Origin of the sequence: Pigmentiphaga sp. NML030171, assembly GCF_002188635.1 — a bacterium.
Classification (GTDB): domain Bacteria; phylum Pseudomonadota; class Gammaproteobacteria; order Burkholderiales; family Burkholderiaceae_B; genus Pigmentiphaga; species Pigmentiphaga daeguensis.
Map to the genome: position 1 here is coordinate 57,790 of NZ_NINX01000032.1, position 12,375 is coordinate 70,164.

The following is a 12,375-nucleotide window of genomic DNA, read 5'->3' on the forward strand; positions in this document are numbered from 1 at the left end:
CAGGAACCCCGCATGAAAATCGTCCGCGTCGAAACCATCCTGCTGACCATCGCGCTCAATCGCGACTATGGCGGCAGCGTCTACAGCGTGCCCCGCAAGAACGCCATCGTCACCCGCATCCATACCGACCAGGGCCTGGTCGGCCATTGCGTGAACGGCGAAGGCAACTTCGACGTCCATCGCCAGGCGCGCGAGATCGTCGACCGGGAACTGGCCCCGCTGCTGATCGGCGAGGACCCCACCGCCATCGAAACCCTGTGGTCGCGCATGTGGACGTCCACCCATCGCGGCGGCCGCGACAAATGGGCTGCCGTGCGCGCCGTGGCCTGCGTGGACAGCGCATTGTGGGACCTGCTCGGCAAGCGCGCCGGACTGCCCCTCTACCAATTGTGGGGCGGCGCGCGCCACGCGCTGCCCATCGTCGCCATCGGCGGCCAGTACCGCGAGGGCTACGCGCCGCAGGACTACGGCGCCGAGATGGAGGAATACCGCGCGCTGGGCCTGGCCGGCTGCAAGTTCAAGGTGGGCGGGCGCGAAGTCGAGGAAGACCTGGCGCGCACCCGCGCCGCGCGGCGCGCGGGCGGCGACGATTTCGTGCTGTTCGCCGATGCCAACCGTGCCTGGAGCCGCACCCAGGCCCTGGCCTTCTGCCGGCAGGCGGCCGACCTGGGCCTGCGCTGGTTCGAGGAGCCCTGCCACTGGGACGACGACCGGCGCGACCTGGCGCTGCTGCGCGCGCAGACGGGCATGCCCATCGCCGCCGGCCAGTCGGAGATCACCACCCAGGACTGCCGCGACCTGATGCTGGACGCCGCCATCGATGTCTGCAACCTGGACGCGAGCTGGGGCGGCGGCCCCACCGCCTGGCTGCGGGTGGCGCGCATGGCGGCGTGCTTCGGGGTGCAGATGGGCCACCACGGCGAGCCCATGGTGGGCTCGCACCTGCTGGCCGCGGTGGAGAACGGCACCTATGTCGAAACCCACCATCCCGACCGGGACCCGATCTTCCACCAGATGCTGATCGGACGCGGCGCGATAGCGAACGGGCACTACATGCTGCCCCAGGGGCCGGGCTGGGGCGTGGATTTCGATCCGGAGTTCATCGAGCGGTACCGGACGGATTGAAGGCGGACGAGCCGGCTCAGAACCGGTGGTTGATCCCGATCGCGAAGGCCCGGTTGCCGGCCAGCGCATTGCCCACATCGTTGGCGTTCCATACCTTGTAGAAGCCGGTGGGCGACGTATTGGGCGCCTTGTTGTCGATGTAGGTGTAGGACGTGTACAGGCTGGTGCGCTTGGACAGGTCGTATACGTAGCCGATGGCGTACAGGCGCGCGTCATGGTTGTCGGCGGTGCGGTCGTTCTTGTTGATGAACGAGACGATGACGCGGCCGCGGGCGCCGGCGGGAATGCGCGCGCCCAGCAACAGGTCCTCGGATTTGTCGTTGACCGTGCCGGGCACGATGGATCCGCGGTTGATGACGTAGTTGACGAAGGCGGTGGCCACGCCGAAGTCGTACTTGGCGCCGATGAAGGTCATCTTGGCGTCCTTGCCCGGGGCGACGGCATCGTTGGCCTTGGCGTAGGCGATCTTCATGCCGAACGGGCCCTTGGTGTAGCCCACCGAGGCGCCCAGTTGCGAGTTCGTGCTGCTGGAACCTGCGACCTCGCCCGGGGCATATGACAGCTCGCCATTGAAACCCGAGGCGTGGCCCAGGTAGTACTTGGCGACATTGTTGGCGCGATTGCTTCCGCCCTGGCCGCCGGCCGAGATCAGGCTGGCCGAGGTGCCGGTCATGCCGGTCGAGAAGGGATCGAACTCGACCTGCGCCATGGCCACGGTCGTGTACTGGCGGCCCAGCGTGAGGCGGCCCAGGCTGCCTTCGAGCCCGACCCAGGCCTGGCGGCCGAACAGCGTGCCGCCCTGGGCCGAACTGCCGTTATCGACGTTGACGCCGCCTTCCAGCATGAAGATGGCCTTGTTGCCCCCGCCCAGGTCCTCGCTGCCCATCAGACCGAAACGCGAGCCGGACATGATGCCCGAGTTGAGCTTGTTGTTGGTGCCGGCGGCGTTGCCGCTGTCATGCAGGAAGCCCATGTCCACGATCCCGAACAAGGTGACGCTGGAGGTCTGGGCGAACAGGGGCGCACTGGCGCAGGTCGCCAGGAGAGCGGGCAGAAGTCGGGTGCGAAGCTTCATGACATTTCCTTCTATGAGCACAGGGCTGGAAGAGAGGCGTTGCCGGCCAGGCGTGGGTGGCGGCCGGCAAACCGTGGGTGGCGAGCCGCGGAAGCCCGCGTCCCGCCGTGGATCACATGGCGCGGTCAGGCTCCGTAGCCGAACATCCTGGGCAGCCACAGCGACAGTCCCGGGAACAGCACCAGGAGCAGCAGGACGCCAACCAACAGGAAGCAGAACGGCCATATCGCGCGGTTGATCTGTCCGATGGGAACGCCCGATAGCGCCGACAGCACGAACAGGATCAATCCGTAGGGCGGCGAGATGATCGCGATCATGAAGTTCAGCGTCGCGACCACGCCGAAATGCACCAGGTCGATTCCCAAGGCATGGACCGCGGGCAGCAGCACCGGCACCAGCACCAGCAGCATGACGGCGCCGTCGAGCACCGTGCCCAGCACCAGGAACATGAGGTTGACCAGCAGCAGGAACATCACGGGCGACAGGTCCAGGCCCATGACGTAGCCCGCCAGCGACTGGCTCAGCCCTTCCGAGGTGAAGGCGTAGTTGACGATGAAGGAGCTGAAGATCAGCAGCATCACCGCCGCCGACTGGCGCATGGATTGCACGAATACGGCGGCCAGGCCGCGCAGGCCGACGTTGCGGTAGACCAGCACGCCCAGCACCATGGCCCAGAAGGCCGCGACCGTGGCGGACTCGGTGGGCGTGAAAATGCCGGTCCAGATGCCCCCCAGCAGGATGACCGGCAGCGTCATGGGCACCGCGGTGCGCGCCAGCACGCCGGGCAGTTCGGACAGCGGCACCGCGCGGCCGCGCGGCAGGTCGTGGCGGCGCGCCATCCACACGATCATGGCCATCAGCGCGACGGTCATGATCAGCGCCGGCACGATGCCCGCCATGAACAGCGCGCCGATCGAGGCGCCGCTGATCAGCGCATAGATCACCATCGGGATCGACGGCGGCACCATGGGGGCGAGGCAGGACGCGGCCGCGGTGATCGCCACCGACAGGCCGCCGGGATAATTCCCGACCTTGCGCATCATGCGCGTGGCGACCATCCCGGCGCCGGCGGCCTCGCTCACCGCGCTGCCCGACAGGCTGGACATGACCAGGTTCATCAGGATGGTGACGTGGCCCATCCCGCCGCGAAAGCGGCCCACCAGGGCGTCGGCCGCGCCCCAGAGCCGCTCGCTGATGGTGGCGGCGTTCATCACGTTGCCGGCCAGGATGAACATGGGCACGGCGATCAACACGGTCATCTCGAACGACGAATTCAGGGTCTGGTCGACGATGATGCCGAGGTCCTGGCCGCTTACCAACAGGTAGAGCACGCCGGAACAGAACATGATCAGCACGACCGGGAAGCGCAGCACGGCGCCCAGGACGACGACGGCGCACAGCGCCAGGAATGCGGTGCTCATGGAACGATCAGCCGAGGATGTTGGAGTTTTCTTCAGGCGCGTCGTCAGCAACGCGCTCGCGCCAGTCCGGCCGCAACAGCTGCCAGAACTGGATGACGGCACGCACGATGACGGCCACCCAATAGACGACGAAGCAGCTGAACACTGCATCGAGGCGCCAATCGAGCACCGAGGTACGCTCGCGCCACAGGAAGGCGACGTAGTCGTAGATGGTGGGCAGGGAGGCGAGGAAGGTCACGCCAATGGCCAGTGACGCCAGCAACCCTATGCCCCGCCGGCCGCGCGGTCCGCACAGGTCGTAGACCACGTCGAACCGCACCTGCTCTCGATCGGACAGCAGCAGGCCGTCGGTCAACAGCACGACCCACAGCAGCAGCACCATCGCCAGCTCGTCCGTCCAGACCAGCGGCATGGAGAACACGTAGCGCATCACGATGCCCAGGAGCGAAATCCCGAAGATCGCCACGAAGGCCAGCGTACACAGCGCTTCCATGCCTCGCTGCAGGCGAACGAACCCTTTCCGGTACATGGCTGCCTACCTCACCGCTTCGATTTTTTCCTTCAGTCCCTTGGGCCACTTGGCGGCAATGCCCGCCTGCGCGTACTCCTTGTCGACGCTCGCGCGGAAAGCAGCCAGGTCCGGCGTCTGTATCGTCAGGCCCTTGCTCTTGAAGAAATCCACGATCTCGGCTTCTTCCTTGATGCGGCCCTGGTCGTTGTAGTCGGCGGCCAGGCGGGCGGCCTGGCGTACGGCCTGCTGGCCGGCGGCGTCGATCTGGTCCCATTTCTTCTTGGCCATGGTCAGGAACACCGGCTGCACCAGGTGGCTGGTCAGCACGATGGTCTTGGTGACTTCCTGGAAGTTGTTCGCCTTGGTGATGGGCAGCGGATTTTCCTGGCCATCGATGGCGCCGGTCTTCAAGGCCAGGTAGACCTCGGACACCGCCATGGGAGTGGGCGTGACGCCCAGGCCCTTGCCGAGCGCGACCCAGCCGGGGCCGCCCGGCACGCGCAGCTTGATGCCGGACAGGTCGGCCGGCGTCTTCACGGCGCGGCCGTCGCGCAGGTTGACCTGGCGCGTGCCCAGGTACATGGGCTCGATGATCTGCAGCTCCATCTTCCTGGCCACCTCGGCGAAGTAGGCCTTGCCGATGTCGCTGTCGAACACCTTGCGGGCATGCGCGTAGTCACGGAACAGGTAGCCCGACGAGAACACCGAGAACTCGGGAATCTGCTGTTCGACCTCGAACGTGGTCATCGTGCTCATCTCGAGGTTGCCGCGCTGCAGGGCGGGTACCTCCGTTCCCTGGCGAAACAGCGAGCTGCCGGTGTAGACCTCGACCGCGAACTTGCCCGGGGCCAGTTTCTCGAGCTGTTCCTTGAACACGCGCAGGCCGCCCGAGAGCCAGTCGGTGTCGGCCGCCGCCGACGACACGCGCAGCTTGATGGGATCGGCGGCCAGCGCGAGCGCCGGCGCCAGCGCCGCCGCAAGGCCCAGCGCGCCGGCGATCTTGGTGAAGGTCCTCTTGTCCATGGTCATGATTCCTCTGAAGTCGGGTAAAAGGGGGCCCGCCTCCCCCTTCGGGGTGGCACGGAACGCCTGGATGCGGGGTTGCGCGGCCGCCGGCCGCAGCCGTACTAGGGCATGTGTTCGAAAAAGTGCCGCACGGAATCGGCCAGCGCATGGCTGGGTGCCCAACCCAGTTCGCGGCGCGCGGCGGAGATGTCCGAAGGCGTATGGCGTATGTGCGGAAAACCGGCGAATCCGCCCTTGGGCGTGACCGCCAACCGCACGCGCAGCCCGGGGTGCGCCGCGCGGACCGCATCGACGAAGTCATCGAAGCGATGCAGCGCGCCGCTGCCTATGGTGTAGACGCCCTGTGCCGGCTCGCGCGCATCGAGCGCGGCGACGTTGGCCCGGGCGCAATCGCGGGCATCGACGAATTCATCGCCCCCCTCCCAGACCAGCAGCGGATCGTCGATCACCGCCTCGCGGCCGGCACGGGCCGCTTCGAGCAAGGTGGCCAGCAGCTTGCCGGGCACCGAGGTGCCCGGACCGGACCATCCGCCCAGCACGGCGGCATAGCGCAACGCGACCACGTCCAGCGCATGGAGATCGCGGTACAGCAGGCCGAAGTATTCGGCGGCGACCTTGGTGCCCGCATAGATCGACGCCGGCCGATGAGCGAGCATGCGCATGGGGTAGTCCTCGGGGAAGGCCGGACCGGCGAAATCGCCGAACGCCGGGTAGTGGACGGTGGTGGAGCTGGCCAGCACGACGCGCTTGAACGCCAGACGACGGGCAAGCTCGAGGATGTTGGCGGTCCCCATCACGTTGACGCGGATACCGTCGAGCGGCGATCGGCGGATGGCATTGGACAGCAGGGCGGCGGTATGCACGACCCGGTCGACGCCTTCCTGCTCGGCCACGCGCGCCAGATGATCCAGGTCGGTCACATCGCCGGTTACGACCGAGGCCCGCGAATCGTCCACGATGGAGGCAATCGCGCCGGGAATGGGGCAGGCGTCGTAGAGCACGACCCGTTCGCCCCGCTCCGCCAGCAGACGGGCGGTATGGCAGCCGATCAGTCCCGCGCCGGTAATCAGGATGGCCATGGAATTCGCCGTTGGATATTGCTTATGCGGCGCATTCTATCCATCGAATTTTTTGCATTAAATATAAATTCCTTATTAATTTACATTTTAAAGGGAAATCCCCTAAGGGTCCCGCAAGCGCTGCAAGGCTTGCGGCACGAGGAATCTGGCGTGTTTCGCCAGCGAATCGAAGCAATGGACTTCGGCCCGGGAATGAAAGAATTTATAATTTCCGTCATACCCAACGGCGCGGCCAGGCAGGAAACGGCGCGCCCTCTCCAGGCAAATCTCCAGACACCATGGCCCAGGCACCCAAGCGTACGATCTCGGAAGTCGCCCACGAGCGCATGCGTACCGACATCATTTCCGGCGAGCTGGCTCCGGGAGAAAAGCTCAAGCTGGCCGATCTCCAGAAGCGCTACGATCTGGGCCTGAGTCCCATCCGCGAGGCCTTGCTGCAGCTGTCGGGCGAAGGCCTGGTCAACAACGAAGGCCAGCGCGGCTTCCGCGTGGCGCCGCTGTCGCGGGCGGACCTGGACGACCTCATGTCGGCGCGCATCGCCATCGAAAGCATGCTGTTCGAGGACGCCATCGCCCATGGCGACGACAACTGGGGAGCCGCCGTCACCTCCGCCTGGTACAAGCTTTCGAAGGCGCCCTTGCCCAACAGTCCGTCCGAACACGATGGCGCCGACTACTGGGAAGCCGCGCACCGCGAATTCCACCGGGCGCTGCTGTCGGCGGCCAGGTCCAAATGGCTGCTGCGGATCAACGAGCAACTGGTCAACCATTCCGAGCGCTATCGGCGCATCCGCCTGGTCCATCCGTTGTCGCAGCGCCAACTGGCGCAGGACGTGATCAGCGAGCACGAGGCCATCATGAAGGCCGCGCTGTCGGGACAGGCCTCCAAGGCCGTGGCGCTGCTCAAGCTGCACCTGATGCGCACGACCGAGGTCCTGGCCGAGCGTTTCGCCTCGGATCACTGACCGCCGTACCGGCATGAAATCCGGGAACCATTTCCGTTCCTGATTTTCAACCCGGCCGCGAGGCCGCTTCCTATGATGGCCTGACTAGAACAGCACATAGGAGGCAGTCATGACACTCTCATCGGCCGGCCGGCGCGACATGTTGCGCATGACTCGCCAGGGTCCGCTCCAACTGACGCGCGGCCGACAGCAGCGAGGTCGCATGGCGGTACAGCGCCTCGCCCGCCGCCGTCGGCTCGACGCCCCGGCCGGTCCGCCGCAGCAACGCCACGCCATGCTCGCGCTCGAGCTCCGCCAGCCGCTTGCTCACGGCACTCCTCTCCTTTTCCGCTTGCGCCCCAGGCCCCGTCAGGGCTCCGATGCCGCAGGCCGCAGACCCAGCCTGGCAGCCAGGCGCGCCAGGTTGGCCCGGTCCACGCCCAGCTCGCGCGCGGCCGCCGACCAGTTGTCGCCATGGCGGCGCAGGGCGGCGGCGATCAGGCTGCGCTGGTAGTCCTCGACCGCCTGCTTCAGCGGCTGCGCCGACACGCGGGCGGCGGCGGCCGGATCATCGTGCGCGCGAGCGGGCTGCGCCGCATGCCTTTCCTCCAGCCCAAGGTCCGCCACGGTCAGCGTCAGGATGGCCGGGCGCTTGGCCTGCCGGGACAGCGCCTTCAACGCGCTGCGACTGATCAGGTGCTCCAGTTCGCGGACGTTGCCCGGCCAGTCGTAGGCCAGCAGGGCCGCCTGCGCCTCGGCGGACAGGCGCAGGTTGCGCAGTCCCAGGCGCGAGCGGTTCTCGTCCAGGAAAGCGCCGCTGAGCAGCAGCACGTCGCGGCCCCGTTCGCGCAGGGGCGGCACCCGCAGCGGGTAGACGCTCAGGCGGTGGTAGAGGTCGGCGCGGAAGCGTCCCTTGCGGACCTCCTCGGCCAGGTCCCGGTTGGTGGCCGCGATCAGCCGCACGTCCACATGATGCTCGCGGTCCGAGCCCAGGCGCTGCAACTGGCCGCTTTGCAGCACCCGCAGCAGCTTGGCCTGCACCGGCAGCGGCAGCTCGCCCACTTCGTCCAGCAGCAGGGTGCCGCCATCGGCGAGTTCGAACTTGCCGCGCCGGTCGCCCACCGCGCCCGAGAACGCGCCCTTGACGTGGCCGAACAGCTCGCTCTCCACCAGGGCCTCGGGCAGCGCCGCGCAATTGATGCTGACGAGCGGCCGGGCCGCGCGCGGCGAAGCCGCATGCAGCGCCTGCGCCACCAACTCCTTGCCGACGCCGGTCTCGCCCGTCACCAGCACGGTCAGGTCGCTGGCGCCCACCGCACGGACTTCGTCCAGCAGGCGCCGGATGAAGGCGCTGTGCCCGAGCAGCGGACGCGGCGCGGCTTCCGCCGCCGCGGCGCGGTAGATTTCCGCGCGTTGGTGTTCGTCGCTGGCGCGCGAGGCCAGTTGCTGCAACCGGTCGGCCACGCTGACCGTGGCGGCGGCCAGGCTGGCGAACGCCTGCAAGGCGTCCAGGTCGTGCGCCGAGAAACGCCCGGCCTCCAGCGCGTCCAGCGTCAGCAGGCCCCAGGGGCGCTCGCCCACCCGCAGCACACAGCCCAGGCAGTCGTGCACTTCCAATTGCTCGCCTTCCATCCCTTCGACCAGTCCGTCGTAGGGATCGGGCAGGCGGCTGCCGGCCGGGAAGCGCGTCGGGCCGTCGGACTGGAGCAGCAACTGGAAACGGGGATGTTCGTCCACCTTGAAACGGCGGCCCAGCGTGTCGCTACTCAGGCCATCGACCGCCAGCGGCACCAGCCATTCGCCGTCCAGCCGCAGCAGGGCTGCTGCATCGCAAGGAACCAAGGTGCGCACGGCTTCCAGCAGACGCCGGTAACGCTCCCCTTCGGCAAGGTCGCGCGCCAGGTCATCCACCAATGGAACAAGGGCATGCAGCAGGGCATTTGCAGTCATTCTGACTAACAATAGGTCATAAAGACACATGAAAATTATAGGTCAATATGACTCGCCCCCGCGAAAAATGGCGCAGTGCCGCGAGAATCGGCCTGGCATGCATCTTGAAAGAGGGAAGCGAAGGCCGCCCCCTTTCCGGCCGGCCGCTCTTGCAGGAGATACCATGCTGTCCGCTCAACAACGAGCCATCATCAAGGCCACTGTCCCGCTGCTGGAAACCGGCGGCGAAACCCTGACCACCCATTTCTACCGCCTGATGCTGGCCGAGTACCCGGAGGTCCGGCCCCTGTTCAACCAGGCCCACCAGGCCAGCGGCGACCAGCCGCGCGCGCTGGCCAACGGCGTGCTGGCCTATGCGCGCCACATCGACGACCTTACGCCCCTGGGCGGGCTGGTCGGCCGCATCGTGAACAAGCACGTCGGGCTGCAGATCCTGCCCGAACACTATCCCATCGTCGGCACCTGCCTGCTGCGCGCCATCCGCGAAGTGCTCGGCCCCGACGTCGCCACCGACGAAGTCATCGAGGCCTGGGGTGCCGCCTACCAGCAACTGGCCACGCTGCTGATCGGCGCCGAGGAACAGTGCTACGCCACGCAGGAGAACGCAGCCGGCGGCTGGCGCGGCGCGCGCACCTTCCGCGTCGCCCGCAAGGAACAGGAAAGCGCCGAGATCACCTCGTTCTACCTGGTGCCCGCCGATGGCGGCGCCCTGCTGGACTTCCAGCCCGGCCAGTACATCGGCCTGAAGCTGGTCGTCGACGGCGAGGAAGTGCGCCGCAACTACTCGCTGTCCGCGCCGCCCAACGGCCGCGAGTACCGCATCAGCGTCAAGCGCCAAGGCGACGGCGTGGTTTCCAACCATCTGCACGACAAGATCGGCGAAGGCGACACACTGGAACTCTTCCCGCCCTCGGGCAACTTCACGCTGCAGGCCAGCGACAAGCCGCTGGTGCTGATCAGCGGCGGCGTCGGCATCACGCCCACCCTGGCCATGCTGCAGGCCGCCCTGGGCAGCTCGCGCGCCATCCACTTCATCCACTGCGCCCGCAACCAGGCGGTCCACGCCTTCCGCGACTACGTGGACGCCGCGGCCGGCAAGTTTCCGCAGCTCAAGCGCTTCTATTGCTACGACGAGGCCGGCGAGACGGCGCAGCGCCCCGATGCGGTCGGCCTGCTGACCAAGGAGCAACTGGCGCAATGGCTGCCGCAGGACCGCGACGTCGACGTCTACTTCCTGGGCCCCAAGCCCTTCATGCGCAACGTGCGGCGCTACCTGAAGGAGTTGGGCGTGCCGGAAGCGCAGACGCGCTACGAGTTCTTCGGGCCGGAGGCGATGGCGTAAAGCGCGCCGCTACGCAAAGAAGCGCTTCATCTCCAGCCCGCGGATGATCTGCGCGGTCGCCTCCGCCAGCGGAGGCAGCGGGCCGCTGGCGGGCGTGGCCAGGGTCAGGTTGTTCATGATGACCGGCTCGACGATGGACGAGAAGGCCAGGAAGTCCTGGCCCGCCATGTCGCTCAGCGCCGAGCGCGGGATGATGGTGAACATGCCTTCCTCGGCCATGGTCTCGAGGATGGTGTGCACCACGTCCACCTCGGCCACGACGTCCAGCGTCACGTTCAATTCGCGGCAGGTGCGGTCCACCAGCGCGCGGATGGTGTTGGGCGCGCTGGGCAGCACCAGCGGATAGCGGCCCAGGTCGCGCGCACGCACGCGCGGCGGGGGCACCGGCCGGCAGGCCTTGCCATAGGCCAGCACCAGGTCCTCGCGGTAGATGGACTCGAACCGCAGCAGGGACGAGGACGGCGGATCGTACAGCAGCGCCAGGTCCACCCTGCCCTTGACCAGCCATTCGTTCATCTCGGAACTCAGGCCCTCGGCCAGCGTCAGCGCGGCGTCGGGGTGCAGGCGGCGGAACGACTGCACGATGTGTGGCGCCATGCGGCGCGCCACGCGATGCGGCATGCCCAGCCGCACCTTGTCCTGGGCGGCGGCGCGAAAGGCGCGCATGTCCTGGCGCGCGTGCTGGGCCATGGCATCGAGCGTCTTGGCGTGCTCCAGGAACCGCAGGCCGGCCTCGGTGGGTTCGACGCCCCGGCCGGTGCGCGCCAGCAGATGATGGCGCAGTTCGGCTTCGAGCAACTGGATCTGCCGGCTGAGCGAGGGCTGCGAGACGCCCAGCACCTCGCCCGCGCGGGAAAGGCTGCGCATTTCGCAGACGACGATGAAGTAGCGGATTTGCCGAAGGTCCATGGACGCAATGGTATACGTTTTTCCTATATCAGAAGTCAGGCTGGGCGCATTGCTCGGCTCCGAGGGCTTGCGCATGATGCGGGGCTGACGTTCACCGCTATCCCGCCATGCCCGACTGCGCTCCTCCCCTGGCCGAGATCACGCCTGCCGCCGAGTCCCTGCCGAAGCACGCCTGCGACACCCACTTCCACGTCTTCGGTCCCGCCGACGTCTTCCCCTACGCGGACGACCGCCCCTACACGCCGCCCGACGCGCCCTTCGAACGGCTGCGCGACCTGCATCGGCGGCTGGGATTCGAGCGTGGCGTCATCGTGCATCCGGGCTGCCACGGCTACGACCTGTCGGTCACGCTCGACGCGCTGGATCGCGGCGCGGGCCAATACCGGGCCGTGGCGCTGCTGGATCCGCAAGCCGACGAGGCGCGCATCGCCGAACTCGACCGGCGCGGGGTGCGCGGCGTGCGCTTCAATTTCGTGGCCCACCTGGCCAACGCCGGCTGGGACGAACTGGCGCAGGTCGTGCCGCGCATCGCGCCCTTCGGCTGGCATGTCTGCATCCATTCGGACCAGGCCTCGCTCGAAGGCCTGCTGCCCAGGCTGAGAACCTTGCCCGTTCCGTTCGTGATCGACCACATGGGCCGCGTGGCCGCCGCCGAAGGCACGCAGGGGGCGGCCTTCCGCGCCTTGCTCGCGCTGCGCGACCACCCTCGCGCCTGGGTGAAGATTTCCGGGCTGGACCGCACGTCCAGCAGCGGCAAGCGGCCGTTCCAGGACGCCGAGCCGCTGGTGTCGGCGCTGCTGGAAGCCATGCCCGAGCGCCTGCTGTGGGGCACGGACTGGCCCCATCCGAACGTGCGCGGCGACATGCCCGACGATGGCGAACTGCTGAACACCTTCCTGCGGCTGTGCCCCGATGCCGCCACGCGCCGACGCATCCTGGCGGACAACCCCCACGAGTTGTTCCGGTTCGCGCAATGACACGGCGCGTGTTCCA

Annotated in this window: 12 protein-coding genes; 4 read left to right on the top strand and 8 right to left on the bottom strand. The window is 67.6% G+C overall.

From position 1 onward, the window contains the following. Positions 1-12: 12 nt before the first annotated feature. A complete protein-coding gene (locus tag CDO46_RS11295) occupies positions 13-1,125 on the top strand; it encodes a mandelate racemase/muconate lactonizing enzyme family protein (RefSeq protein WP_087838565.1) in 1,113 nt (370 codons plus the stop codon). A 16-nt stretch (positions 1,126-1,141) separates the two neighbouring features. On the opposite strand, the gene CDO46_RS11300 is transcribed toward CDO46_RS11295, so the two are convergent. The 5 genes from CDO46_RS11300 to CDO46_RS11320 form a co-directional block, all read right to left on the bottom strand. Continuing rightward, complete coding sequence (locus CDO46_RS11300) at positions 1,142-2,200, bottom strand: porin (RefSeq protein WP_165963343.1); 1,059 nt, start codon at positions 2,198-2,200, stop codon at positions 1,142-1,144. A gap of 125 nt (positions 2,201-2,325) precedes the next feature. Further along, positions 2,326-3,621: a TRAP transporter large permease gene (locus CDO46_RS11305; protein ID WP_087838567.1), complete on the bottom strand. Its 1,296-nt coding sequence runs from the start codon at positions 3,619-3,621 to the stop codon at positions 2,326-2,328. A 7-nt stretch (positions 3,622-3,628) separates the two neighbouring features. Next, on the bottom strand, positions 3,629-4,114 hold the full coding sequence (locus CDO46_RS11310) for a TRAP transporter small permease (RefSeq protein WP_158213437.1): 486 nt from the start codon (positions 4,112-4,114) through the stop codon (positions 3,629-3,631). A 42-nt stretch (positions 4,115-4,156) separates the two neighbouring features. Further along, positions 4,157-5,155, bottom strand: a complete 999-nt coding sequence (dctP, locus tag CDO46_RS11315; RefSeq protein WP_165963342.1) for a TRAP transporter substrate-binding protein DctP — start codon at positions 5,153-5,155, stop codon at positions 4,157-4,159. Between the two features lie 104 nt (positions 5,156-5,259). Beyond that, positions 5,260-6,237 (bottom strand): NAD(P)-dependent oxidoreductase, encoded by a 978-nt coding sequence (locus CDO46_RS11320; protein WP_087838569.1) that lies wholly within the window; start codon positions 6,235-6,237, stop codon positions 5,260-5,262. A gap of 278 nt (positions 6,238-6,515) precedes the next feature. Here CDO46_RS11320 and CDO46_RS11325 point away from each other — a divergent pair, with 278 nt between their 5' ends. After that, positions 6,516-7,202, top strand: a complete 687-nt coding sequence (locus CDO46_RS11325) for a GntR family transcriptional regulator (protein WP_087838570.1) — start codon at positions 6,516-6,518, stop codon at positions 7,200-7,202. A 118-nt stretch (positions 7,203-7,320) separates the two neighbouring features. On the opposite strand, the gene CDO46_RS28355 is transcribed toward CDO46_RS11325, so the two are convergent. Next, entirely contained in the window at positions 7,321-7,512 is a 192-nt protein-coding gene (locus CDO46_RS28355; RefSeq protein ID WP_176400714.1) for a LysR family transcriptional regulator, read from the bottom strand. Between the two features lie 38 nt (positions 7,513-7,550). Next, a complete protein-coding gene (gene norR / locus CDO46_RS11335; RefSeq protein WP_087838572.1) occupies positions 7,551-9,131 on the bottom strand; it encodes a nitric oxide reductase transcriptional regulator NorR in 1,581 nt (526 codons plus the stop codon). Between the two features lie 163 nt (positions 9,132-9,294). Between norR and hmpA the strand changes: the two genes are divergently transcribed. Beyond that, entirely contained in the window at positions 9,295-10,473 is a 1,179-nt protein-coding gene (gene hmpA, locus CDO46_RS11340; protein ID WP_087838573.1) for an NO-inducible flavohemoprotein, read from the top strand. A gap of 9 nt (positions 10,474-10,482) precedes the next feature. Here the strand turns inward: hmpA and CDO46_RS11345 are convergent, their stop codons facing one another. Then, positions 10,483-11,382 (bottom strand): LysR family transcriptional regulator, encoded by a 900-nt coding sequence (locus tag CDO46_RS11345; protein ID WP_087838574.1) that lies wholly within the window; start codon positions 11,380-11,382, stop codon positions 10,483-10,485. Between the two features lie 107 nt (positions 11,383-11,489). On the opposite strand from CDO46_RS11345, the gene CDO46_RS11350 reads away from it, so the two are divergent. Beyond that, complete coding sequence (locus tag CDO46_RS11350; RefSeq protein WP_087838575.1) at positions 11,490-12,359, top strand: amidohydrolase; 870 nt, start codon at positions 11,490-11,492, stop codon at positions 12,357-12,359. Positions 12,360-12,375: the final 16 nt, after the last annotated feature.

What these genes read in the sequence shown, in the direction of transcription:
- CDO46_RS11295 (WP_087838565.1), top strand. Translation starts at nt 13, where the DNA reads ATGAAAATCGTCCGCGTCGAAACCATCCTGCTGACCATCGCGCTCAAT.
- CDO46_RS11300 (WP_165963343.1), bottom strand. Translation starts at nt 2,200, where the DNA reads ATGAAGCTTCGCACCCGACTTCTGCCCGCTCTCCTGGCGACCTGCGCC.
- CDO46_RS11305 (WP_087838567.1), bottom strand. Translation starts at nt 3,621, where the DNA reads ATGAGCACCGCATTCCTGGCGCTGTGCGCCGTCGTCGTCCTGGGCGCC.
- CDO46_RS11310 (WP_158213437.1), bottom strand. Translation starts at nt 4,114, where the DNA reads ATGGAAGCGCTGTGTACGCTGGCCTTCGTGGCGATCTTCGGGATTTCG.
- dctP (WP_165963342.1), bottom strand. Translation starts at nt 5,155, where the DNA reads ATGGACAAGAGGACCTTCACCAAGATCGCCGGCGCGCTGGGCCTTGCG.
- CDO46_RS11320 (WP_087838569.1), bottom strand. Translation starts at nt 6,237, where the DNA reads ATGGCCATCCTGATTACCGGCGCGGGACTGATCGGCTGCCATACCGCC.
- CDO46_RS11325 (WP_087838570.1), top strand. Translation starts at nt 6,516, where the DNA reads ATGGCCCAGGCACCCAAGCGTACGATCTCGGAAGTCGCCCACGAGCGC.
- norR (WP_087838572.1), bottom strand. Translation starts at nt 9,131, where the DNA reads ATGACTGCAAATGCCCTGCTGCATGCCCTTGTTCCATTGGTGGATGAC.
- hmpA (WP_087838573.1), top strand. Translation starts at nt 9,295, where the DNA reads ATGCTGTCCGCTCAACAACGAGCCATCATCAAGGCCACTGTCCCGCTG.
- CDO46_RS11345 (WP_087838574.1), bottom strand. Translation starts at nt 11,382, where the DNA reads ATGGACCTTCGGCAAATCCGCTACTTCATCGTCGTCTGCGAAATGCGC.
- CDO46_RS11350 (WP_087838575.1), top strand. Translation starts at nt 11,490, where the DNA reads ATGCCCGACTGCGCTCCTCCCCTGGCCGAGATCACGCCTGCCGCCGAG.